This is a genomic window from Streptomyces hundungensis (assembly GCF_003627815.1).
Lineage (GTDB): Bacteria > Actinomycetota > Actinomycetes > Streptomycetales > Streptomycetaceae > Streptomyces > Streptomyces hundungensis_A.
The window spans coordinates 3,970,963-3,994,306 of sequence record NZ_CP032698.1; the positions used below are offsets into that span (position 1 = coordinate 3,970,963).

Annotated in this window: 21 protein-coding genes and 1 riboswitch; of the genes, 9 read left to right on the plus strand and 12 right to left on the minus strand. The window is 69.4% G+C overall.

Going from position 1 to position 23,344, the window contains the following annotated elements; genetic code table 11:
* Positions 1 to 92 precede the first annotated feature (92 nt).
* From DWB77_RS17645 to DWB77_RS39620, 3 genes are all read left to right on the plus strand, one after another.
* Complete coding sequence (locus tag DWB77_RS17645) at positions 93 to 614, plus strand: hypothetical protein (RefSeq protein WP_246033557.1); 522 nt, start codon at positions 93 to 95, stop codon at positions 612 to 614.
* 169 nt (positions 615 to 783) lie between these two features.
* Positions 784 to 1,542 (plus strand): S1 family peptidase, encoded by a 759-nt coding sequence (locus tag DWB77_RS17650; protein WP_120722178.1) that lies wholly within the window; start codon positions 784 to 786, stop codon positions 1,540 to 1,542.
* Between the two features lie 187 nt (positions 1,543 to 1,729).
* A complete protein-coding gene (locus tag DWB77_RS39620) occupies positions 1,730 to 1,840 on the plus strand; it encodes an LPXTG cell wall anchor domain-containing protein (protein ID WP_120727912.1) in 111 nt (36 codons plus the stop codon).
* On the opposite strand, the gene DWB77_RS17665 is transcribed toward DWB77_RS39620, so the two are convergent.
* Positions 1,837 to 2,109 (minus strand): hypothetical protein, encoded by a 273-nt coding sequence (locus DWB77_RS17665; RefSeq protein ID WP_120722179.1) that lies wholly within the window; start codon positions 2,107 to 2,109, stop codon positions 1,837 to 1,839. The two genes, DWB77_RS39620 and DWB77_RS17665, sit on opposite strands and share 4 nt — an antisense overlap.
* 115 nt (positions 2,110 to 2,224) lie before the next feature.
* Here DWB77_RS17665 and DWB77_RS17670 point away from each other — a divergent pair, with 115 nt between their 5' ends.
* The 4 genes from DWB77_RS17670 to DWB77_RS17690 all read left to right on the plus strand — a co-directional run bounded on the left by DWB77_RS17670 (position 2,225) and on the right by DWB77_RS17690 (position 6,119).
* A complete protein-coding gene (locus tag DWB77_RS17670; RefSeq protein WP_120722180.1) occupies positions 2,225 to 3,064 on the plus strand; it encodes a helix-turn-helix domain-containing protein in 840 nt (279 codons plus the stop codon).
* Positions 3,048 to 3,383: a DUF397 domain-containing protein gene (locus DWB77_RS17675; RefSeq protein WP_120722181.1), complete on the plus strand. Its 336-nt coding sequence runs from the start codon at positions 3,048 to 3,050 to the stop codon at positions 3,381 to 3,383. Before DWB77_RS17670 ends, DWB77_RS17675 begins: the two co-directional genes overlap by 17 nt.
* A 774-nt stretch (positions 3,384 to 4,157) precedes the next feature.
* The gene (locus DWB77_RS17685; RefSeq protein WP_342777972.1) at positions 4,158 to 4,625 is read left to right on the plus strand and encodes a hypothetical protein; all 468 of its coding nucleotides are present in this window, start codon (positions 4,158 to 4,160) and stop codon (positions 4,623 to 4,625) included.
* A 489-nt stretch (positions 4,626 to 5,114) separates the two neighbouring features.
* On the plus strand, positions 5,115 to 6,119 hold the full coding sequence (locus DWB77_RS17690; RefSeq protein WP_246033558.1) for a hypothetical protein: 1,005 nt from the start codon (positions 5,115 to 5,117) through the stop codon (positions 6,117 to 6,119).
* Here DWB77_RS17690 and mycP read toward each other — a convergent pair.
* The 7 genes from mycP to thrC form a co-directional block, all read right to left on the minus strand.
* Positions 6,069 to 7,298, minus strand: coding sequence for a type VII secretion-associated serine protease mycosin (gene mycP, locus DWB77_RS17695; RefSeq protein WP_342777973.1), 1,230 nt, complete (start codon positions 7,296 to 7,298; stop codon positions 6,069 to 6,071). The genes DWB77_RS17690 and mycP overlap by 51 nt on opposite strands.
* Before the next feature lie 1,500 nt (positions 7,299 to 8,798).
* On the minus strand, positions 8,799 to 9,302 hold the full coding sequence (locus tag DWB77_RS17700) for a hypothetical protein (RefSeq protein ID WP_246033559.1): 504 nt from the start codon (positions 9,300 to 9,302) through the stop codon (positions 8,799 to 8,801).
* Positions 9,303 to 9,438: 136 nt separating this feature from the next.
* Positions 9,439 to 10,212 carry a DUF4097 family beta strand repeat-containing protein gene (locus DWB77_RS17705; protein WP_120722185.1) on the minus strand — a complete coding sequence of 258 codons (774 nt, stop codon included), beginning with the start codon at positions 10,210 to 10,212 and terminating at the stop codon, positions 9,439 to 9,441.
* Between the two features lie 244 nt (positions 10,213 to 10,456).
* The gene (groL, locus tag DWB77_RS17710) at positions 10,457 to 12,079 is read right to left on the minus strand and encodes a chaperonin GroEL (RefSeq protein ID WP_120722186.1); all 1,623 of its coding nucleotides are present in this window, start codon (positions 12,077 to 12,079) and stop codon (positions 10,457 to 10,459) included.
* Between the two features lie 818 nt (positions 12,080 to 12,897).
* Positions 12,898 to 13,101, minus strand: coding sequence for a cold-shock protein (locus DWB77_RS17715; protein WP_005315736.1), 204 nt, complete (start codon positions 13,099 to 13,101; stop codon positions 12,898 to 12,900).
* 401 nt (positions 13,102 to 13,502) lie between these two features.
* Positions 13,503 to 13,778, minus strand: coding sequence for a MoaD/ThiS family protein (locus DWB77_RS17720; RefSeq protein ID WP_120722187.1), 276 nt, complete (start codon positions 13,776 to 13,778; stop codon positions 13,503 to 13,505).
* A 121-nt stretch (positions 13,779 to 13,899) separates the two neighbouring features.
* A complete protein-coding gene (gene thrC, locus DWB77_RS17725; protein WP_120722188.1) occupies positions 13,900 to 15,219 on the minus strand; it encodes a threonine synthase in 1,320 nt (439 codons plus the stop codon).
* Between the two features lie 17 nt (positions 15,220 to 15,236).
* A riboswitch (SAM riboswitch) is annotated at positions 15,237 to 15,399 on the minus strand.
* A gap of 133 nt (positions 15,400 to 15,532) precedes the next feature.
* Here thrC and DWB77_RS17730 point away from each other — a divergent pair.
* The gene (locus tag DWB77_RS17730; protein ID WP_120722189.1) at positions 15,533 to 16,480 is read left to right on the plus strand and encodes a glucosyl-3-phosphoglycerate synthase; all 948 of its coding nucleotides are present in this window, start codon (positions 15,533 to 15,535) and stop codon (positions 16,478 to 16,480) included.
* Between the two features lie 133 nt (positions 16,481 to 16,613).
* Entirely contained in the window at positions 16,614 to 18,089 is a 1,476-nt protein-coding gene (locus tag DWB77_RS17735; RefSeq protein WP_120722190.1) for an alpha,alpha-trehalose-phosphate synthase (UDP-forming), read from the plus strand.
* Between the two features lie 177 nt (positions 18,090 to 18,266).
* On the opposite strand, the gene DWB77_RS17740 is transcribed toward DWB77_RS17735, so the two are convergent.
* The 4 genes from DWB77_RS17740 to DWB77_RS17755 form a co-directional block, all read right to left on the minus strand.
* Positions 18,267 to 19,772 carry an alpha/beta fold hydrolase gene (locus DWB77_RS17740; RefSeq protein ID WP_120727916.1) on the minus strand — a complete coding sequence of 502 codons (1,506 nt, stop codon included), beginning with the start codon at positions 19,770 to 19,772 and terminating at the stop codon, positions 18,267 to 18,269.
* A gap of 546 nt (positions 19,773 to 20,318) precedes the next feature.
* Positions 20,319 to 21,158: a trehalose-phosphatase gene (gene otsB, locus DWB77_RS17745; protein WP_120722191.1), complete on the minus strand. Its 840-nt coding sequence runs from the start codon at positions 21,156 to 21,158 to the stop codon at positions 20,319 to 20,321.
* Positions 21,159 to 21,224: 66 nt separating this feature from the next.
* Positions 21,225 to 21,458 (minus strand): DUF3263 domain-containing protein, encoded by a 234-nt coding sequence (locus DWB77_RS17750; protein WP_120722192.1) that lies wholly within the window; start codon positions 21,456 to 21,458, stop codon positions 21,225 to 21,227.
* Between the two features lie 469 nt (positions 21,459 to 21,927).
* Positions 21,928 to 23,145, minus strand: a complete 1,218-nt coding sequence (locus DWB77_RS17755) for an extracellular solute-binding protein (RefSeq protein WP_120727918.1) — start codon at positions 23,143 to 23,145, stop codon at positions 21,928 to 21,930.
* Positions 23,146 to 23,344: the final 199 nt, after the last annotated feature.

Genomic DNA, 23,344 nt, shown 5'->3' on the forward strand with positions numbered 1-23,344 from the left:
GCGCCTGCGGTCTGCTCCTGTTGCTGACCATGACCGGGTGTGGCCCAACCTCACACGCCTCCACGGGCAACCGCACAGGGAAGTCACCGAACATGAACATGCAGCAGGCCGCCGACAGGGCCGACGCCGTTCTCCAGGAGACCGTCACGAGGATCAACCCAGGGCTGCGCTGGGTCCACGAGGCACCGGGCCAGAACAGTTGCACGGACTGGAAGAACACCGACACCGGGGGCGGCTACGTCAACCGCGGGCTCATGGTGATGACGATCGTGTCTCCCCAACGTCGAGGCGGGCTCCTCGGGGTCGTCGAGCGCGACTGGAAGGCCCGCGGCTTCACCGTGACCAATGTGCGGTCGGACGCCCAGTTCCCCGCGATCTTCGCGTCAACCCCCGACGGCTTCCGTCTGGAGGTGGCCGTGGGCGGTGAGGGACAGTTCCGCTTCGGCATCACCAGCCCCTGCGCCGCAACGTCCCCGGTGGCAAAGCCCACCGCGCCGTCCAACGTGGACACCAATGCCCCTGCCTACGAGGGCGGCAAGCCCCTGCCGCGCCCGTACATCCACGACGACTTCTGGTCCGCCACCACTTCGCCCACCACCCCGCCCACCCCCTGACACCCCTCCCCGCATCCCGGAACCCCGTTCCACCCCCTCACATCCGCCCAGCTCAAAGGGGCCGCAACCATTCCAGCGTCCCGGATGGGGCGGCGGCCCTGGCGGGTGGGACGGACGGCGGCGCACTGTTCGGTCACCGACCAACCGCCGAACGCCCCGGGAGCAACCGATGCCCAAGCCGACCCCCCGCCTCACCGCCACCCTCCTCGCCGCCGCCGGCCTCGTCGCCCTCGCCGCCTCACCCGCCGTAGCCGTGCACGGCGGGACGGTCACCAGCACCTCCGCGCACCCGTTCATGGTCGTACTGGAGAACCCCGACGGCTCGCAGTGGTGCGGCGGGGCGCTCATCGCGCCGGACAAGGTGCTGACGGCCGGCCACTGCGTGCGGAACTCGCCGGACCCGATGGCCCTCACCGTCACGGGCGGCCGCACCGACCTCGCCACCGACGCCGGACGCGTCCGCCGCGTCAAGGCGATCACGGTGGACCCGAAGTTCGACATCGGCACCCTCGACCACGACGCCGCCGTCCTCACCCTGACCAAGCCGCTCCCGTACAAGCCGCTCCGCATAGCCACCAAGAAGGACGCCGCGCTGTACGAGAACGGGCGTACCGCATCCGTCTACGGCTGGGGCATGACCGCCACCAACACCCCCGGCCAGAAGCTCAAGCAGGCCACCCTCAAGCTCGCCCCGCTCTCCACCTGCGAGCCGTTCACAGAGCCGGGCTCCGACCCGTCCCTGCGCGTCTGCGGCGTCCCCACCAAGGGAACCACCGACAGCATCTGCGCCGGCGACTCCGGCGGCCCGCTCGTGGCGAACGGCGTCCTCATCGGCATCGTCTCGACCGGGAACAAGTACTGCGACACCCAGTACCCGGTCTCCGTCTTCACCAAGGCGAGCACGGTGGCGCCCGAACTCGGGTTGTAGGCGGCCCAGTTCACATGGCTGAGGTGAAGGCCGCCCGGTTCACACCGGCAGGCCGCGCGGGGGCGGGGCTCGTCAGGCGCGAGCCTCGCTCGCCCCGTCGCCCCCGGCCCCCGCCCCCTCCGGCCAGGGCGGCCACAAGCCCGCCCCCACCCCCACCCCCACCCACACCCCGCACGCGAACCGCGGCCTGGCCAACACGGGCACCCAGATCGCTGCGCTTGCGGGCGCGGCGGTGCTCCTGGTCGGCGTGGGCGCCGGCTTGGTCTGGCTGCGGCGCCGACGCAACGGCCTCGGCTAGGAACGCTCAGCAGGAGCAGAGGAAGGGGTGTCGCCCACCGGCGGCGCCCCTTCCCCGCTGTACGTCCCGGCCAGTACGGCCACCAGACGCAGCGCCATGTCCATGTTGCAGCGCCCCAGGTCCACCAGCGGGAACAGGACGTGACCCCCGCACGTCAGCGGGTCGATCCGCAGCGACGGGAGCACCACCCCGGCCCGGTCCAATTCCGTACGGAGCTGCTCCACCGCCTCCTCCGCCGCCCGAATCCGCTCCATTGCGGTCAGCGCCATCTGCCTTGCCCTCCTGCACACCGAGTGTTCTGCTTTCCTCACCCAGCGTGGCCGACTCCGGCTAGCCTGACTACCGACGGCAACCCAACAACCCCGCATGTCCAGGGAGTTGCCCATGCCAGGATCCAAGGACCTCGACCCCTCCTCCTCCCCCCGCGCCTTCCTCGGCGCCGAACTCCGCTTCGCCCGCGAAAAAGCCGGCCTCACCCAGGACGAACTCGGCCAGCCCCTCTTCGTCTCCGGCTCCTTCATCGGCCAACTCGAAGCGGGCACCCGCCGCATGCACCTCGAATACGCCCGCCAGATCGACGAGATCCTGGGCACGGACGGCTTCTTCACCCGCAACTGCGTCGCGGCGGCGAAGTCGAAATACCCGGATCACTTCGCGGAGGCAGCGGAAGCGGAGGCTGTCGCGACGACGATCCGCGAGTACGCGCCCTCTCTGATTCCGGGCCTCCTTCAGACCGAGGCGTACGCGCGTGCCGTCTTTCGCGCCCACCGCCCGACCGCGCCGGAGCCCGCGATCGATGAGCTGGTCGCGGCCCGACTGGAACGCACCCAGCTTCTCGACGATCCAACAACCCCGCTGATGTGGGCCGTACTTGACGAGTCGGTGCTGCGTCGCGGTGTAGGCGGCAACGCGGTGATGGCCGAAGCCTTGGCGCATGTCGCCGCCCTCGGCTTCCGCCACCGCATCATCGTCCAAGTGCTGCGGTTCAACGCCGGAGCTCACGCCGCGATGAGCGGCGCGCTCAAGCTGATGGCGTTCGCGGACGCTCCCCCGCTGGCATTCGTCGACGGGCTCGGGACCGGGCGGCTGGAAGACGATCCCGCCACCGTCGCGCGCCACGAACTTACCTACGATCTTGTGGGGGCCAGCGCACTGTCACCGTCCGAATCCCTGGCCCTGATCGAGTCAGTGGCGGAGGATTACGCCCATGAGGATCAGCCCTGAGTACGACCTGAACAAGGCCACTTGGCACAAGTCCAGCTACAGCGGGGGTGAAGGCGGCAACTGCCTCGAAATAGCCCGCTGGCAGAAGTCCAGCTACAGCGGCGGAGACGGCGGCAACTGCCTTGAGGTGGGCCGCTGGCGCAAGTCGACCTACAGCGCAGGAGATGGCGGCGACTGCCTCGAGGTGTGCGACGACCACGCCCACATCGTCCCCGTCCGAGACTCGAAGACCGCACCGCACGGCCCGACGCTCGTGTTCCGGGCAGGCGCATGGTCGGCCTTCATCGCCGACGTGAAGGCATCCAACACGGCGGCCTGACAAGGAAGTTCGCCGAGACCGAGCCGGTCACCCTCGCAGGGTGGCCGGCTCGTTCGCGTACGCCTCGAAGCTCAAGCACTGCGCTCCTAGCCAAATAGGTACGGGTACTCAGTACTGGTTCCTCAGCAGCCCCTAGTCTCGGCTGGGTTGGCGCGATGACTGATCCGGTTGCGTGGCGAAAGGGCACGGGTGAGGACGGGTATGGGGTGGGACGAGTGGGAGCAGCTGAAGACCGCGGCCGCGGAAAGGCACTCCGCACAGCCCCAGAGTGGAAACGGCGACAAGCCGTGGACACACGCCGCGAGCGTCGCTCACGATCTGTGTGTTCGTGGGAGCGGCAAACCACGATCTCATCAGCTGGGCCCCGTCAGGGAAGCAGGTCATCGGTGGCGCGCTCGGGTCGGTGTTGGGACCAGTCGGTACTTTCGTCGGGGAGAGTCTCGCCGACCCGACGCAGAACTGGTTCGGCAGGGACCCTGCCAGCGAGGCCTTCGGAGCCACGCGCTTCGCTGTGAGTGACGGCCCACTCCCCTTCTCCGACGGCAGTCCCACGCCCGCGCACTCCAATTATTTCAGCCCCGAGCGGGACCCGGTGTCGGCGAAGAACATCGCTCGCATCGTCTCCGGGCACTCGGACAGGATCACAACGGAGCCGTACCGATGAATCGGCGATTCACTCAAACCGCGACATTGGCTCTGACAGGCCTGCTGCTCACAGGGTGCGGCGCAATCGATGGTGCTGATGGTGCTGCTTCCAGAAAGAAGGGGTTGGACATGAACATGCAGGAGGCAGCGGATCGGGCCGACGCCATGCTGGACGCCACATTCGCGGCCATCAAGCCGGAAGTGCGGTGGTCCTCTACCGCGACCACCACGGGAAGCTGCGACGTGACGCGTCGGCGCATGGTGATGACGATCGTCTCCGAACAGCGCCGCGGGAACTTCCTCGGTCTGGTCGAGCGGTTCTGGAAGCAGAGCGGCTACGCAATCAAGTCCGTCAACCCGGACCCCCAGATGCCTGCGATCTTCGCGCAGAGTCGGGACGGCTTCGCCATTTCCGTGTCGGTCGGCGCCAAGGGCAACGTCGACTTCGAGGTCGACACCCCTTGCGTCAAGGAATCCTCCGTAGCCGAGCCGACCAGCCAACCCAACGGCACCTCCAACGTTGACACGTGGCCGCTCCCCCTCCCCAACGTCCACTCCGACTTCTGGTCCGCCGGCGCTCCGCCCGCCTCCAACTAGAGCTTGTCGCGGGCGAGAACGCCACGCCCCCTCCATCCTGATCAACGGAGTCACTGAGGCCGAGCACGGTGACCTCGCCAGGAACCCGCACATGACCATGGGGGTTCCGCGACGCGCGCCGCTCGCCGTCGTGACGATGGACAGGGCCGCGAGCGGCGCCGCCCTTTACCCAGCCGAGCCGCGAGCCGGTCACCTTCACGGGGGTGGCCGGCTCGTTTGCGTAGGGTCCGAAGCTCAAGCGCTGTGTGCCGAGCCGTGCTGTAAATCGAATGGGCGGAGGGCCTCAACCCGCCCACCCTCCCCGGCAGTTGGGCACGCGCTGTCACGCTGGGCACTTTCCGCGTTCGACTTGCCACGGAGGGTGACAACCCTCTAGCGTCCAGACAGCAAACGGCCCCCGACAGGCGCGCAAACACCTGCGGGGGCTGGCCGCAAGATCGTAACGAGCGATCCGGCGGCGCGACCACCACGATCGAAATGAGCGATCCGATGGCTGACAGCCACTTTAGTGCCGACCCGTTCTCCGCGCATCCGGACCAGCACCCGATGGCCAATCCTGGTTACGGGAAACGGTGCGTACCGGGCCAACAGCCGCGCACCAACCACGACTTCCTGCACCTTCCGCCCCGTGAGGCTGCGGTCGCCGGGTACATCGACCGGCTTCCGGAAGGCGCGGACATGTCCGCGAAGACGCTGGCCACAGTGCTCCCGTACGGCCAGTGCGCCCTGCGAACCGCGCTTCAGCGCCTCGTTCACGCGGGCCATCTGCGTCGGGGGCGGGAACATTTGCGCGGCTCGGACAGTCCGCGCTGGGTGACCCGTACTTGGTTCTCGAGGGCGGCGCGGGACGACGCGTGGTGGGCGGAATTCACCCGTGGGGGTGGCGACGACAGTTCACCGGCACCGGCACCGGCACCGTCACCGCCTCCGCAGGGCGCTGCGGCGGTTGCCCAACTGGCCTCGCGCAGTCGTGCGTTGATCCTGCTCGCCGCGCTGGGCCGCACCGCGCCCGCGCTCTCCCTCTCGGCGAGGGACTGCGCGGAACTGGCACCGCTGGCTGCCGCGTGGTTCGAGCGGGGCGCGGCCGAACAGGACGTCCTGCGCGCCCTGACCGCCGGTCTCCCCACCCCGGTCCACAGCCCGGCCGCCCTGACCCGGACCCGTCTCATCTCCAAGCTGCCCCCGGCACCGCCGCCCCCGCCCCCGGTACTGCGCATCCTGGAGTGCGCGAAGTGCGGCGCCCCGGGTCGCCCGGAGGCTCTGCCGGGCGGCGAATGCGGGCCCTGCCGAGGCGAACCGGATCCCCGGCTGCCCGTCGGCGCCCTCCCCTCCGAACGGGTCCGCGCCCACGCCGCCGAGGCGCGCGCGGCGGCGGGCCGGGGGCCCCAGGGGGCTCCCTCCCGCGTGACCAAGCGGTCGGCCTCCCCGTCTACCTCCGTCGGCTCAGAGGGCGCCGACTCCTTGGCGACGCTTGCGCAGAGCCCAGAGTCCTAGACCTACGACCAGGATGCCTGTCGCACCAACCACCCAGTAGGGCGCGCTAGTTGACCCGTCTTCAGGCTTGCTTGCCTGGGGCGCGTCCGCCCTGGCCGGGGCGGCGGCCGGGCTCGGTGCGGAGGGTGTCGGTGACGGCGTGAGGTCGGGCAGAGGGTATACGTCCGCCGGGCCCGGGTCGCCGGGGTTCTCCAGGGCGACGCGGGGGCGGACGATCCCGTAGCCGATCGAGTCGTTCCGCTTCGACCCGTCGGTGGGGGCGCCGATGGTGTTCAGCATGACTCGGAGTACTTGGTTGTTGGTCCAGGTCGGGTGCTTGGACCAGATCAGGGCGGCGGAGGCGGAGGCGAGGGCCGATGCGTCGCTGGTGCCGTCGGTCTTGCAGAGGCCGGTCTTGCCTCCGCAGGCGTGGACCATCTCGGCGCCCGGGGCGGCCATGTCCACCTGGGGGCCGTATTGCGACCATGCGGTCCTGTGAAGGTCCTTGCCGACGGCGCCCACGCCCACAACACCCGGCGTAGCAGCGGGGTACTCGACTTCGTTGCCGCTGTCGCCACTGTTCCCAACGGCAGCGAATACCAACGAACCTTTATCCAAAGCGTATTTCACTGCTGCACTTAGCTGGGGCGAACCTTCGGCGCTCGCCAGAGAAATGTTGATGACTCTCGCGTCATGGTCGGCTGCGTAGCGAATAGCCTGGGAAGCCGTGACATTGAACCGCTTATCGCCTTCGGCTTGATTAACGTCACCTGATTTAGGCATGCGGACTGGCAGGATCTTTGCGCCCGGAGCAAGACCGAAGGCGCCGAATCCGCCATCTCGTGCCCCCGTTCCAGCGATCAGCCCGGCCATGCCGGTGCCGTGACCTTCCAAGTCAGTGTGTTCGTCGCCGGGCTGCCCCTGCGCAAAGTCCCTTCCTGGCAGAATTCGTCCGGCCAAATCGGGATTACTTGAGTCGACGCCTGAATCAATCACAGCGACGGTGATGCCTGTTCCCCTACTGGTGTGCCACATGTCGTCGGCCTTCATGGCGTCGAGGAACCACTGCTTTTCGCGCATCGAATCCGCCCAGGCCGGTGTGACTGCGGCGTCCAGCAACAACAGGCCACACAAAGCCGATACCGCAGCAGACCCGCGTTTACACCGACGACCGCTCTTTGGCATGAGCTTCTCTCGCACCTTTCTAGACATGTCAGTCGATGACCGGAGGTACAACTCGGGGGTCATCCCGCAGCCATGTCTCATCGTCTTCGACGAGGTTGCCACGGGCACTGCCGCCCGCCTCACGCTGCGACCGTCCTTTTTGTGAGTCTCGGGGCGGTCGCCCCACACCAGCGGCTCCGCCAACGGCATTGCCAGCGATTGGCCTCCCGCCAGAGATGCCTCCTCGTTCCCCATTCGCGCCTGCCGATACGGAACGGGGACCGGCAGCTCGCCCCGCTTGCTGTGCGCTTCCGCCACTCACCCCGCTGCGCAAGGGCATCGGTCCCTGCTTAGGCATTGCGCCCGGCCGTCCCGCTACCTGCCCGACAGGGCCGGCTCCTGTAATAGGCCTCGTCGCACCGTGGGTTTGTGTATCCCCGGCGCCTACAACTGTTCCCTTGGGAATCTGCCCACCTGACCGACTCTGCGGAGCCGGCATCGGCCGACCACCGGTGATACCGGGACTGTTAGCGGGCATGCGTACGGAAGTACGACCAGACGGACTCTCCCCAGACATCCATGGAGATCGCTGCCCAGCCGTAGGGGGTTCTGGGTCGACCGGTACTGGAGACGCGCTTAGCCCTCCGCGGAAAGCTGGCGGATACAGGCTCACGGCCGGTTTCTCACCGCTGGTCGCCGGCCCGGTTGCATTCCCACCGGGCCCTGGTGTTTGTACGGCACCTGGGAACGAGGTGACCGAGTCGATATCCGTCCGCACAGGCCGTTGAGCGTCAATCAGCGCTTGGGGCTCAGGCACGCCGAGACCTGGTTGGCGCGCCTGCCTAGAGGCGTCAGAATCCGGCATTTGTTCGCGCGCTGCGCGTGCTGGTGTGACGTGGGCAGGAGACGCGGTGTCCTGGCCTGCACGACCTGAGCCAACGTCCATGCCGTTACGATCACGCGAGCGGTCGTACTCCGGCGCGATCGCAGTCGGCGGCGGGGGAAACTTCGGCCGTTCCAAGACGTTCATCTGCGTCGCAGACTGCTCGTACGCCTGGCCCAGTTTTCGCATCTGGGCTACGGCCTCCTGCCGGACCTTCTCCTTGTCGGCTTCCAGGGCGGCCAGTTCGGATGCTGATTTGCGTGCGATCTGCGCCGCGTCCGGGTCGTTGTGGGCGGCTTTGGCTGCGGTCAGGTTTGCCTGGGCGGCTGGCTGGTCGCGGGGGATGGAGGCTTGGGCGGAGGCGATGGCGTTCGAGGCGTGGCCCAGCCATTTTGAGGAGCCTTCGCTGAAGTCGCCCAGGCGCAGGGTCGCGTTGGCCAGGTCGGCGCTCCAGGTGCGGAACGCGTCCGCGCCCGCGCCCTTCCACTCCACCCACTGGGGGCGGACCTTCAGGTCTTCCGCGATCTTGCGGATCTCCTTGGCCGCGGCCGCCAGCCGGTCGGCCGCGCCCTGGACCGTGCCGCTGTTCGCCTGGTCCAGCCACGCCAGCATCGCCTCGTGGCTCATTCCCTCGAAGGGGGTGCTCGCGCCCATCAGATCGTTCCTCCGGCGTCGCCGCCCGACGGGGATTTCGGACCGGGGTGTGTCTGCTCGGGGGTGTAGTCGCCCCCGTAGTGCTTCTTCGCTTCCGCGCTGATCGCGATCATGCGTTTGCGTACGTCCGCGTCGATGTTCTCGTAGCCCTTGTGCGAGGCGAGGACCGCGATGCCCATGCCCTCCATGGAGTCCGACAACAGGGCCGACAGGCGCTCCAGTTCGGTGATCACCGTCTCGTACGAGGTGTAGAGGCCGGAGGCTTCGGTGAAGGCGCCGGCGCCTCCTCCGAAGTGCTCGCGCGGCAGGCGTTCCTGGCCCACCTCGCCGGGGCCGGCCGGTGAGCCCTTGAGGGTGCGGATCAGTTCGTCGACGCGTTGCTGGAAGTTGGTGAAGGACGACAGTTCGGTGACCACGTCGCCCGCGGCCGCCGCCCCCAGGCCGAGCATGCCGAACGTCCATGGCGGCGACTGCGGCGCGGCCTTGTCCTCGCTGGTTGCCAAAACCCCTCCCCCGTAAAGCCCTTGCCCCACAACTCTAGTCAGCGGTCATTGCAGTTCACAGTCGTACCCGTGCGAACGGTGACCGGAACTGGCCAATGTGGGGCGGGGGATGGCAGGTTCGCGGGGGTTACTCGGGTTACTTGGCCGGGTTCAGGGTTATGGCGCCGTTGGTGGTCGTCAGGGTGAGGTGGTGGGGGGCGGAGGGGGCGTCGGTTATGCCGAGGGCCTTGTGGCCGTGGGTGGACTGGGCCGAGACCCGGTAGGGGGCGCGGGGGGCCGTCACCGTGATGCTGCCGTTGCTGGTCTGGGCCGTGACGTCCTGGACGGTGGCGGGGGTGAGGGTGATCGCGCCGTTGGAGGTGCGGGCGGTGGTGGCCGTGCCCTTCAGGCCGTTCGCGTCGATCGAGCCGTTGCTCGTGCGGATGTCGACCGGGCCCGTCGCGCCCCGGACCTTGACGGCGCCGTCGCCCGTCGACACCTGCACCTGACCGACGGCGGACAGGCTCAGGCCGCCCGCCTTGGTCGAGCCCGTGACGGGGATCCCGGCCGGGACGTCCACCACGTAGTCCACCGAGCAGCGGCCCGCGCAGCCGCCGAGGACCAGGACGCCGTTCTCGACGCGATACGTCGATCCCGTCGGCTTCTTCTTGCCCCGGTAGGTGACCTCGCGGTGCACGGAGGAGGTGGTGAGGCCCTGCTTTCCGCGGACCCGGAAGCCGTCCGACGTCCCGTCTATGCGTACCGCCGTGATCGTGGACTTCACCGTCGTGTCGTCCTTGAACGTCGTGTCGTCCATCGGGCCGCATCCGCCGAGTGCGCCGACCGCGAGGACGGTGAGGGCGGTGAGAGCGGTGAGAGCGGTGCGTGGCACGGCCGCGACGGAGCGGGTACGCAGTCGTGTGGTGGTCATGAAGGTCCCCCGGATTGGTGCCAGTCGGGGCGTCCCATCGCCCCTCTCTGTGCCTCAAGCTTGCCCGGCCCGGCCCCCTCGCACCATGGCGCCAGCACCCGTATCGACCTTCGGTTTTCCGTAGTCCGCCCGGTTCGGTTGGCACGCAGGACGAACGGCCGAGGGCGGCACCCCCGCGATGGGGATGCCGCCCTCGGCGTACAGCTGTGGCAGCGAACTGCCGTGAACCACCGATCCGTTGGGATCAGAAGTCCATGTCACCGCCCGGCATGCCGCCCGGAGCGGCCGCGGCGGCCTTCTCCGGCTTGTCGGCGATGACGGCCTCGGTGGTGAGGAAGAGCGCCGCGATGGAGGCGGCGTTCTGGAGCGCGGAACGCGTGACCTTCGCCGGGTCGATGATGCCCTCGGCGATCATGTCGACGTACTCACCGGTCGCGGCGTTCAGGCCGTGGCCGACGGGCAGGTTGCGGACCTTCTCGACGATGACGCCACCCTCGAGACCACCGTTGACGGCGATCTGCTTGAGCGGGGCCTCCAGGGCCAGCTTCACGGCCTTGGCGCCGGTCGCCTCGTCGCCCTCGAGCTCGAGCTTGTCGAACACCGCGGAGGCCTGGAGCAGGGCCACGCCACCACCGGCGACGATGCCCTCCTCGACGGCCGCCTTCGCGTTGCGAACGGCGTCCTCGATGCGGTGCTTGCGCTCCTTGAGCTCGACCTCGGTGGCCGCGCCCGCCTTGATGACGGCCACGCCGCCGGCGAGCTTGGCGAGGCGCTCCTGGAGCTTCTCGCGGTCGTAGTCCGAGTCGCTGTTCTCGATCTCGGCGCGGATCTGGTTGACACGACCCTGGACCTGGTCGCTGTCACCGGAGCCGTCGACGATCGTCGTCTCGTCCTTGGTGATGACGACCTTGCGGGCGCGGCCGAGCAGGTCGAGACCGGCGTTCTCCAGCTTGAGGCCGACCTCCTCGGAGATGACGGTGCCGCCCGTGAGGATGGCGATGTCACCGAGCATGGCCTTGCGGCGGTCGCCGAAGCCCGGAGCCTTGACGGCGACGGACTTGAAGGTGCCACGGATCTTGTTGACGACCAGGGTCGACAGGGCCTCGCCCTCGACGTCCTCGGCGATGATCAGCAGCGGCTTGCCGGACTGCATGACCTTCTCGAGGAGCGGCAGCAGGTCCTTGACCGAGCTGATCTTCGAGTTGACGATCAGGATGTACGGGTCGTCGAGCGACGCCTCCATACGCTCCATGTCGGTCGCGAAGTACGCCGAGATGTAGCCCTTGTCGAAGCGCATGCCCTCGGTGAGCTCGAGCTCGAGACCGAAGGTCTGCGACTCCTCGACCGTGATGACGCCTTCCTTGCCGACCTTGTCCATGGCCTCGGCGATGAGCTCGCCGATCTGGGTGTCGGCGGCGGAGATGGAGGCCGTCGAAGCGATCTGCTCCTTGGTCTCAACATCCTTCGCCTGCTCCAGGAGGGCGGCGGAGACGGCCTCGACGGCCTTCTCGATGCCGCGCTTCAGGGCCATCGGGTTGGCGCCGGCGGCCACGTTGCGCAGACCCTCGCGCACCAGGGCCTGGGCGAGGACGGTCGCGGTGGTCGTTCCGTCACCGGCGACGTCGTCCGTCTTCTTGGCGACTTCCTTGACCAGCTCGGCGCCGATCTTCTCGTACGGGTCCTCGAGCTCGATCTCCTTGGCGATGGAAACACCATCGTTGGTGATCGTGGGGGCGCCCCACTTCTTCTCGAGGACGACGTTGCGGCCCTTGGGGCCGAGGGTGACCTTGACGGCGTCGGCGAGCTGGTTCATCCCGCGCTCGAGACCGCGCCGTGCCTCCTCGTCGAACGCGATGATCTTGGCCATGTGAAGTGGTCCTCCCGGACAGGGGTGGCGTTCTTCGTGGACCGCGTCGGTGCCCGCGACGGACGGCCTGCATCCCTTGTGGTTCCTTGCCCCACATGGGCTGCGGGCCTCACTGACCCGATCCAAGTTCTGTCACTCTCACTCGGAGAGTGCTAACGCCAATGATTAGCACTCGGCCCCTGCGAGTGCAAGCGAGTCTCTTGAACCGGGGGCCTTTGGTTGGGGGTGCGCCTTGTTTGGCGGGGTGCGCCTTTGCTTGGCGGGGTGCGCCTTTGCTTGGCGGGGTGCCGCCGTCCCGGGGCTTCGCTCCCCGGGCTCTCGCCCCTGGGCTCCGCCCCTTGGGGTCCGGGGGTCCTGGCCGCTGGGTGCCGGGGGCGGGCCGTGCGGTCGGGGGTTCTTTGCGCAGTTCCCCGCGCCCCTGAACCCCCTCGATCCTGCGGGCCGTGGTCGCTTCTCGCGCAGTTCCTCGCGCCCCCAAAACCCGTCTTCGTCCGCGGACCGTGCCCGCGTCTCGCGCAGTTCCCCGCGCCCCTAAACCCTCCCGATCCTGCGGACCGTGCGTGGCTGGTCGCGCAGTTCCCCGCGCCCCTAACTGCTCGGTGCTGGCCAGCGTCGGCCACCTCAGCCTGTCCGGCGATTGAGGACGAGCGCCCTTCAGGCGCGATACGGGGTCTGGGGCGGAGCCCCAGGAAGGGCCGGAGCCATCCAACCCCGCGCCTACGGGTGGGTGGGTGGGCGAACGGGGATGCTTGAAGGGGGTCGCCCCTTGGGGCGGCCCCCTTCATGCTTGCGTGCGTCGGTGGTCGATCGCGCCGAGATCAGACGGCGAGCTTGACCATGTCCGCCTGCGGACCCTTCTGGCCTTGCGAGATCTCGAACTCGACTCGCTGACCTTCTTCAAGGGTGCGGTAACCGTCCATCTGGATCGCGCTGTAGTGGACGAAAACATCCGCACCACCGTCGACCGCGATGAAGCCGTACCCCTTCTCCGCGTTGAACCACTTGACGGTGCCCTGAGCCATGCCTAACTCCCCTATTACTGGCCCTTGCACGGGACCACACTTCGCGGACCCGGGTCAGACCTGCACCCTCCGACAGGAGAGGGTGTGCGCCGGAACGCGTCGACCGCGGCTGAATGTATCTGCCCAACTGCCCTCTGCAACAGGTCAATCGGACGAGAATTCCGGGCGCACGAGGGGAGCGGAATGCCATCAATTCAACATTCCGGGGCAAGTCGGGCCGGGCAAAGCGCACTTAAGGCGCAAAGGGCTCGCATACTTTGGCACCACGTTGTCGCGTTCTCATATGCGCTCGGCGCCGGAAGCGAGGGGGCTTCCCCAACTGTACCCCGCTCAACCATGTTGAATTGCCCCCTCCGCTTCTCTTGCGGAGGGGGCAATTCCGAAAACAAACGCGGGGTTGTTCAGCCGCCCGCGACCGCCGGAATGATCGAAACACCGGCACCGTCGGGCGTGGCCGTCTCCAGGCCCTGCTCGAAGCGCACGTCGTCGTCGTTGACGTACACGTTGACGAAGCGGCGCAGCTTGCCCTGGTCGTCCAGGACGCGCGCGGCGATCCCGGTGTGGTTCTTCTCCAGGTCGGCGATGACCTCGGCCAGCGTCGCGCCCTCGGCGGCGACCTCGGCCTTGCCGCCGGTGTAAGTGCGCAGGATCGTGGGGATGCGGACGTTCACGCTCATGGTTCGGTGCTCCTAGTCGTTCGGCAGTGGCTCAGTGCTCAGCAGGCGCCACTTCAATGGCTCAATGCTCAACGAGCCCCTCGCACATGGCTCAGCGCTCAACGAGCCCCTCGCACATGGCTCAGTGGGCGAGGCCCGCGTCGCGGAAGGCGTCCAGGCTCGGGCGGATGGTGGCGGTCGCCTGGGACGTGGCGGCCACCGCGTCCAGGGTCTTGAGTCCGTCACCGGTGTTGAGCACCACCGTGGTGAGCGTGGGGTCGAGGAGACCGGCCTCGATGAGCTTCTTGGTGACGCCGACCGTCACACCGCCCGCGGTCTCCGCGAAGATGCCCTCGGTGCGGGCCAGCAGCTTGATGGCGTCCACGATCTGCTCGTCGTTGACGTCCTCCACCGCCCCGCCCGTACGGCGCGCGATGTCCAGGACGTACGGGCCGTCCGCCGGGTTGCCGATGGCGAGCGACTTGGCGATGGTGTCCGGCTTCTGCGGGCGTACGACGTCGTGTCCGGCCTTGAAGGCGGTCGACACCGGGGAGCAGCCCTCGGCCTGGGCGCCGAAGATCTTGTACGGCTTGTCCTCGACGAGGCCGAGCTTGATCAGCTCCTGGAGACCCTTGTCGATCTTGGTGAGCTGGGAGCCCGAGGCGATCGGGATGACCAGCTGGTCCGGCAGCCGCCAGCCGAGCTGCTCGCAGATCTCGTACGCCAGCGTCTTGGAACCCTCGCCGTAGTACGGCCGCAGGTTGACGTTGACGAAGCCCCAGCCCTCGCCCAGCGGGTCGCCGATGAGCTCGGAGCAGAAGCGGTTCACGTCGTCGTAGTTGCCCTCGATGCCGACGAGCTCGCCGCCGTACACCGCGGCCATGACGACCTTGCCCTGCTCCAGGTCGTGCGGGATGAACACGCAGGAGCGGAATCCGGCCCGCGCCGCGGCGGCGCCGACCGCGCCGGCGAGGTTGCCGGTGGAGGAGCAGGAGAGCGTGGTGAAGCCGAAGGCGCGGGCGGCCTCCAGGGCCTGGGCGACGACGCGGTCCTTGAAGGAGTGCGTCGGGTTGCCGGAGTCGTCCTTGACGAACAGCTTGCCGGACTCGACGCCCAGCTCGCGCGCCAGGTTCTCGGCCTTGACCAGCTTGGTGAAGCCCGGGTTCAGGTTCGGCTTGTCGGCCACGTCGGCGGGGACGGGCAGCAGCGGCGCGTAACGCCAGATGTTCTCCGGGCCCGCCTCGATCTGCTTGCGCAGCGCCTCGGGGTCGCCGAGCGGCAGGTCATAAGCCACTTCGAGCGGTCCGAAACACAGTTCGCAGGCGAAGATCGGGCCAAGTTCGAAACGCTGGCCGCATTCGCGGCAGGAAAGCCCGGACGCCGGACCGAGATCCACGGAAGTGCCGGCGGAGTCGGACGGGTTCTCGGTGGAGGTACGGCTTTCAACGGTCTGTGCAGACATGGAGGGGAGGCCCTTTCTCCTCATCTTCCTCAGGGCGAACTTCGCCATGAGACGGATTTGGCACCTTCCCTAGCCGGTGGCCTCGTGTCCTGAACAACGTGAGTACGTGATCGACGAGAACCGACTGGAGGGTTGCCGGGGCTTCAACGGGCCGTTTCCCTCTGCCCCTCTGGATGAGCGGTATTTGATTGTCGGCGGGAGGACCCCCGGCATGCGACGGTCCTTCGCGTTGTTCAAGACTGTAACCGAAGCCCTGGACGGTTGAGATAGCCGTCCGAACCGCGAGATGGATCACACGAGGAGGCCAGGAGCCGTGCTGGAAGAGGTGGAACGCTGGCTGAGCAGGCGTTCCTGGTCCGCGGCCGAGCGTCCGCTGGACCGGATGCTGGCCGCGAAACACCGCACGGGGACGACGGTCAGTGTCGTGTTGCCGGCGCTCGACGAGGAGGCCACGGTCGGCGCCATCGTGGCCACGATCCGCCGCGAGCTGATGACCGACGCGGTGCCGCTCGTCGACGAACTCGTGGTCGTCGACTCCGGCTCCCGCGACCGCACGGCCGAGGTCGCGGCCGCGGCCGGGGCCCGGGTCGTGCACCGCGACGCGATCCTGCCCCGCGTTCCCGCGCTGCCCGGCAAGGGCGAGGTCCTGTGGCGTTCGCTCCTGGTGACCAGCGGCGACGTCGTGTGCTTCGTCGACGCCGACCTGAGGGACTTCGACGCGGGGTTCGTCTCCGGCATCGTCGGGCCGCTCCTGACCGACCCGGACGTGGCCTTCGTCAAGGCGATGTACGACCGCCCCTTCGGGACCACGGTCGGGCAGGGCGGCCGGGTCACCGAGCTCGTGGCGCGCCCGCTGCTCAACCTGCACTGGCCCCGACTGGCCGGAGTGGTCCAGCCGTTGGGCGGGGAGTACGCGGCCAGGCGCTCCCTCCTGGAACGGCTGCCCTTCCCCGTCGGGTACGGGGTGGAGCTGGCGCTGCTCGTCGACGCGCTGCACACGGTGGGCCTCGACGCGCTGGCCCAGGTCGACGTGGGCGTACGCAAGCACCGCCACCAGGACGGGCAGGCGCTCGGCCGGATGGCCGCCGCGATCTACCGCACCGCGCAGCTACGGCTCTCGCGCGGCCATCTCGTACGGCCCGAGCTGACCCAGTTCGTGCGCGGCGAGCACGGCTTCGTACCGCGTACTTACGCGGTGGACACCGAGGAGCGGCCGCCGATGCGGGACATCGAGGAGTACGCGGTCCACCGGGCGGCATAGCGGCATAGGGGGCGACGGGGGGCAGGCACCAGGGGGCGGCGGTGCGGCGGGGGCCGTCGGGTGGCCGGATCCCGTCCACGGGGGCGGGCGCACGGGTGTTTGAGGGATCGCGGGGCGGGCTAGGTTCCGCAATATGGTCACCACGCACGCAGCCCCCCGGGCCCAGGTACTCCTCGCCTCCAATCGAGGCCCCGTTTCGTACGCTCTGAAGGACGACGGCTCCCTGGAGCCCAAGCGGGGCGGGGGCGGGCTCGTCTCCGGGCTCAGCGCGATCGGCTCGGACGTGGAGTCGGTGTGGGTGTGCGCGGCGCTCGGCGAGGGGGACCGCGAGGCGGTGCGGCGGGGCGTCGGTGAACACGGCGTCCGCATGCTGGACATCGATGCGGAGGTGTTCTCCGACGCGTACAACGGCATCGCCAATTCGGTGCTGTGGTTCGTCCAGCACATGCTGTACCAGACGCCGCTGGAGCCGGTCTTCGACGCGGAGTTCCGGCGGCAGTGGGCGTCGTACGAGGCGTACAACCGGGCCTTCGCCCAGGCGCTGGCGGCCGAGGCGGGGGACGGGGCGCGGGTCCTGGTGCAGGACTACCATCTCGCGCTGGTGCCCGGCATGCTCCGCGAGCTCCGCCCCGACCTGCGCATCGGCCACTTCTCGCACACGCCGTGGGCGCCGGTGGACTACTTCCGGATGCTGCCGGACGACATCGCGCGCCAGCTCCTGCGGGGCATGCTGGGCGCCGACCGGCTCGGCTTCCTGACGCGGCGCTGGGCGTCGGCGTTCATGGCGTCGGTGGCGGGGGTGCTGCCGGCGGGCGAGGGCGAGCTGTTCGGGGCGGCGGAGGGCGAATCGGGCCGGTGCTTCTTCCGGCACGCGCCGGCCGGCTCGCTTCCCGCGCGGGACACGGACATCGCCGTCCACTCGCTCGGCGCGGACGGGGACTTCCTGCGGCGGCGCTCGCACGAGCCCGACGTCGAGGAGCGGATGGCCGCGCTGCGCGAGCAGATCGGGGCCGGCCGCAAGACGATCGTGCGGGTCGACCGCACCGAGCTGTCCAAGAACATCGTGCGGGGTCTGCTCGCCTACCGGCACCTCCTGGAGGAGCACCCCGAGTGGCGCGAGCGGGTCGTGCACGTCGCCTTCGCGTACCCCTCCCGGCAGGACCTGGCGGTGTACCGGGAGTACACGGAGGAGGTGGCGCGGGTCGCCGCGGACATCAACTCCTCGTACGGTACGGAGAGTTGGACGCCGGTCGTGCTGCATGTCCAGGACGACTTCGCCCGTTCCCTCGCCGCGTACCGGCTGGCGGACGTCGCCCTCGTGAACCCCGTACGGGACGGGATGAACCTCGTCGCGAAGGAGGTGCCGGTCGTGTCGGACGCGGGGTGCGTGCTGGTGCTTTCGCGGGAGGCGGGGGCGTACGAGGAGCTCGGGGAGGATGCGTTGGTCGTGAACCCGTACGACGTGACGGGGACGGCTTCCGCGTTGTACGCGGCGCTGAGTATGGGGGAGGGGGAGCGGGGGGAGCGGACGAAGCGGTTGGCGGCGGCGGGGACGGCGTTGCCGCCGCGAGCCTGGTTCCTGGGCCAGCTGGAGGCCCTGGCCCCCTAGCCCCCTGGGGCTCCGCCCCAGACCCCGGACGCCTTTGCCCACCCGCCCGCCCGTGACGGGGGTTGGACAGCCCCGGCCCCTGGGGCTGCGCCCCAGACCCCCTTCGCGCCTCAAGGGCGCTCGTCCTCAATCGCCGGACGGGCTAAAAATGCTCCCATGCGGGCCAGCACCGACCCGCTAGGGGGTGGGGCACGTGGGGGTGTCGGGGGGTGGGGTTCCGGTGGATAGGTATGTGTTCACCCTGTCGTCCACACACGCACTTCCATAACGCCCGTACAGACCATGCCTGTTCGCACCCTCAACCGTGAGGAGCCCGGAGCTCGGGAGCAGGCGGTGCAGTTCCAGGCTGCTCCGGTACGTCGTGCGGGGATCGCCCGTCGCCGCCACGATCAGGGCCTTCGCGTCGTGGCTCACCCGCGTGGGCGCCTCACGCGGACGGTCCCAGAACGCGCAGGGCGTGATGTTGTTGGCCAGCGGGCCGAACAGCGGATGCGTCGCGCGGCTGCGGCGGACGTCCCGCCAGTACGACTCGGGGTCGTGCGAGTCCGACACATCGCCGCAGATGATCGCGGTCTGCATGCCCGTCGCACCACCCCCCTCGCCGCGCAGCGCGTATCTGAGCCCCGCCTCGAACTCCGGGGACAACGGCCTGGGCGGCCGCCCGTCGGCCGCCGCCGCGAGGAGCGACAACTGATCGGCGAAGGACGCCCGCGCCGCGGCGGTGTCGTCCGCCGTGCCCGTGTAGAGCAGAAGCGGCACCTGCGTATCGTCGATGCGGAAGGCGTCGGCGCCGGTCCCGATGGTCAGCGGCGCGCGGGCGGACACCGCCCGGACGTGTTCGACGGTCGCCAGCACCTCGGCACGGCTGCGCCCCAGCCCGTACACGCCGTGCCGCTCCGCCGCCCAGCCCGCCCAGTCCGCGAGCGCCTCCTCGTTCTCCCGCTCGGTTCCCTTCAGCAGCCGCGCACGGTAGTCGTCCGGCGCGAACGCCCCGTCGAGCACCACCCGGTCGGTGCGGCCGGGGAACATCTGGGTGTACACCGTGCCGAGGTAGGTGCCGTAGGAGTAGCCCAGGTAGGAGATCCGCCGCTCGCCGAGGGCACGCCGCATGACGTCCATGTCGCGGGCGGTGTTGCGGGTAGTGACGTACGGCAGCACGGAGGCGTCGGCGGCCCGGCACTTGTCGGCCAGGCTCTTGTGCAGGGTGACCTGACGGTCGAAGGAAGCCCTGGTGGCGCCGGCCGAGAGCCATGGCATACCGACGGGCCAGCCGCAGTCCAGCGGGGTGCTGCGGCCCACGAAGCGCGGGTCGAAGCCGATGATGTCGTAGCGCGCTCCGACGTCCTTCATCGCCTTCCGGATCGCCGGCGGCGCGCCCACCCCGGGGCCCCCGGGACCGCCCGTGTTGATCAGGAGCGAGCCGATGCGGTGACGGGTGTCGGTGGCCTTGAGCCGGGACATCGCGATGGTGATCGTCCGGCCCCGGGGGTCGGAGTAGTTCAGCGGGACCGTCGCCGTGGCGCACTGGAGGCCCGTTCCGTCCAGCTCCCGGCCCGTCGCGTCATCCGCGTCGCGGGCACAACTCCCCCAGCGCAGACGCTGGTTGTAGTAGCGATCGAGGGTGGAGGTGGTGGAGGTGGTGGGGGTGGTGGAGGTGGTGATGGTGGAGGTGGAGGTGGGCATGGTCGGCGCGGTGGGCGCGGTGGGCGCGGCCGTCGCGGGGATCGTGGCCAGGGAGGTGACCAGGGAGGTGACCAGGGCGAGGGCCGTCACGTGGAGCACGGGGCGCACGTGGCGGGGGAGGCGAGAGGTCGGGCGGGCGGAGGTGTGGGGGCGAGGGCGCGTCACCGGGTGTCGCCCGGGTGCGGCGTCGCCCTGTCCGCTTCGTGTGATCGCATGGTCCGAGGCTAGGGATCCGGCCCCGGGTGCCACATCGGGCGGCGGCACGAGGGCCACGGGCCCGCTCTCGGCGGCCCCACCGGGACCGGTGTCCCGGGGCGTCCTCCTCCTGGAGGAGGACGTCCCGGAGGGGCCGGAGGCCCGGAGGGCCCGAGCGGGGGCGGCACCCGCGGGCAGCACAGGCGCGCCTGCGGGCACGGGTGAACCCGCGGACGCGCGTGAACCTGCGAGCACGGGCGAACCCGCGGGCACGGGCGAACCCGCGGACGCGCGTGGACCCGCGGGCGTCGCAGGTCACATGTGCATGGCAGGCCACATGTGCGTGGCAGGTCACATGTGCGTGGCGAGCGCCTTCAGGAACGTGGCCACGGACGCGGGGCCGTCCAGCAACAGGTCGCCCTTTTCGGCGAGTTCGTCGATGACGGTGTCCGCGGCCACCAGCAGCCCCGGCATGCCGTCCGAACGCAGCTTCTCCACCGCGCCGAACGCGGGCAGGTCCCCCAGGTCGTCGCCCGCGTAGAGCACCGACTCCGCCCCCACCTCGCGCAGATACGCCGTGAGCGCCACCCCCTTGTCCATGCCGGGGGGCCGCAACTCCAGGACCATCCGGCCGGGTTCGATGACCAGGCCGTGCTGGGCCGCCAGGTCGGTGAGGGGTGCGCGCAGGGCCTCGAAGGCGGCTTGGGGGTCTTGGGCCCGGCGGGTGTGGACCGCGACGGCCTGCCCCTTCTCCTCCACCCAGGTGCCCCGCCAGGCCCCGTGGGCCTCCAGGAATCCGGGGAGTTCGGCGCGGGCGGCGGCCACGCCGGGGTGGGGGTCGGGGGTGTGGACGGTGCCGGTGACGGCGTCCCAGCGCTCCGCACCGTAGTGGCCCAGGACCACGAGGTGCTCCAGGCCCGGTACGCCCGCGAAGCCTCCGTAGCGGACCGCGACGCCGGCCGGACGGCCGGTGACCACGGCTACGGACGCCACGTGCGGGGCGAGCGCGGCCAGCGCGGGGACGGCGTCGGGGTGGGCCCGGGCCTGTTCGGGATCGGCGACGATCTCGGCGAGCGTGCCGTCGAAGTCGACGGCGATCACGGCTCGCTCCGGTCGCGCGAGGATCGCGGCGAGGCCGTCACGGCCGTACTGGGTGACGGGGGTCGGCAGGGGTTCCGGTTGGCTTCCCATGACACCGACCCTATCGGGCCCCGGCCGGGGCGGGGTGGGTGCACGTATGGCGCAAGGGCGCGTACGTCATCGTCGGGCTCGCTGTTCCTCGCGGAGGCGGCGCAGGCGGTTGACCGTGACGGGGTCGTGGGCGAGGGCGCGGGTGTCGTCGAGGAGGGCGTTCAGTAGCTGGTAGTAGCGGGTCGGGGAGACTCCGAGCTCCTCTCGGATGGCTCGTTCCTTGGCGCCGGGGGTGGGCCAGGGGCGGGTCTCCAGGTGGAGCACGGCGCGGGCGCGGGCGTCCAGGTCGTCGTCTGCCATACGCCTTACGGTAGCCTCCCGCTCCCCTCGCCCCCGGCCCCCTCTCCGCGCCCCCGGCCCCGGATCGCGCAGTTCCCCGCGCCCCCAAAAACCCGCTTTCGTCTGCGGGCCGCAGGTGGCTGGGCGCGCAGTTCCCCGCGCCCCTAAACCCTCTCGCACCTGCGGGCCGTGGTCGCTTCTTGCGCAGTTCCTCGCGCCCCTGAAAACCCGTTCTCGTCTGCCGACCGTGCGTGGCTGGGCGCGCAGTTCCCCGCGCCCCTAACTACTCGGTGCTGGCCAGCACCTCAGCCTGTCATGGGGGTCCCCCCTGGCCCTTAAGGCCTTGGGGGAGATTGAGGACGAGCGCCCTTAAGGCGCGAACGGGGTCCGGGGCAGAGCCCCAGGAGGCCCGGGACCGACCAACCCGCTGCACGGGCGGGTGGGTGGGCGAACCCCCCGGGGTTGGGGGCGGAGCCCCCAGGGACCCGGGTTATTCGGCGTTCTCCGCGTCCATCGCCACCTTCGCGATGTCCTGAAGGACCGACTTCGGCGACCCCCCCGGCGCCACAGCGGAGCCAATCTTCTTCTTCACCGTCTCACTCACCTTCGGCCACGACGTCTTGCCCACCGGAGGCAGCTCGGACGTCGGAAGCGCCGCCAGGAACGGCTTGAGTTCCTTGTGCTTGGGGTCCGCCGCCATCGCCGAGGACGCCGACACCGTGGACGGCAGCAGGTCGTACTGGTCGGCGAACTTCAACACGTTCGCGTCGGAGAAGGTGAAGTCCAGGAACTTGCCGATCTGCGCCCGGTGCCCGCCCTGCTTGAAGCCCATGATCCAGTCGGCGACACCCATCGCCGCCTTGGCCTGGCCGTTCTGGCCGGGCAGCGGCACCATGCCGAACTTGATGCCCTTCTTCTTGGCCGCCTCCATCAGCGAGGGGTGGCCGTTCAACATGCCGACCTCCCCCTTCGCGAACGCGTCGAACGCGTCCTGCCGATTGAGCTTGCCGGGCGCGACCGGGCCGGTCAGCTCGGGCTCCACCAGGTTGGCCTTCAGCCAGTCGAAGGCCTGGATGTTCTCGGGCGAGTCGATGTCGTAGCCGTCGACGGTGTTGGTGTAGCCGCCGTTGTCGCTGAGCATCCACATCATGGTCTCGGCCTGCGCCTCCTCGCTGCCGAGCGGCAGCGCGAAGGGGGTCTTCACCCCCTTGGCCTTGAGCGCCTTGGCGTCGGAGGCGATCTCGGCCCAGGTGGTGGGCGGCTTGATGTGGGCCTGCTCGAACAGCGTCTGGTTGTAGAACAGCAGCCGTGTGGAGGCCACGAACGGCATGCCGTACTGGACGCGCTTGACGTTGCCCGCGTCGGCGAGCGGCGACAGGAAGTTGGCCTCGACGGGGATGGAGAGCAGCTGGTCGACGCTGTAGAGCTTGCCGCTGGACGCGTAGTCGGAGTACGCGCCGATCTGTGCGATGTCGGGGGCGTTGCCCGCCTTCACCATCTCGGCGACCTTGGCGTCGACGACGTCCCAGGAGAAGATCTGGACGTCGACCTTGATGTTCGGGTTCTTCTTCTCGAAGTCCTCGACAACGTTGTGCCAGTAGGTCTTCGTGCTGCTGCCGCCGGCTATGTCGTAGTCGGCGGCGACCAGCTTGAGCGTGACGTCGCCGGACCCGCTCTCCCCGCCGCATCCCGAGAGCACTGCCGTCATGCCGAATGCGGCAACCGCCGCGGTCAAGCCCAAGAAGCGCCTGCGCACGCGCTATCCCACCCTCGTCGTCGATCCTGGCGGATCCAGTCGGTCCCCCGTGACGTCCTGTATTGAGCTGCGATGTTCCCTCATTCGGGGGTATGAGGTCTACACCAGTCGCATATCGCTTCCGCAACGCCCGGTGCAAGAGTACATTGGG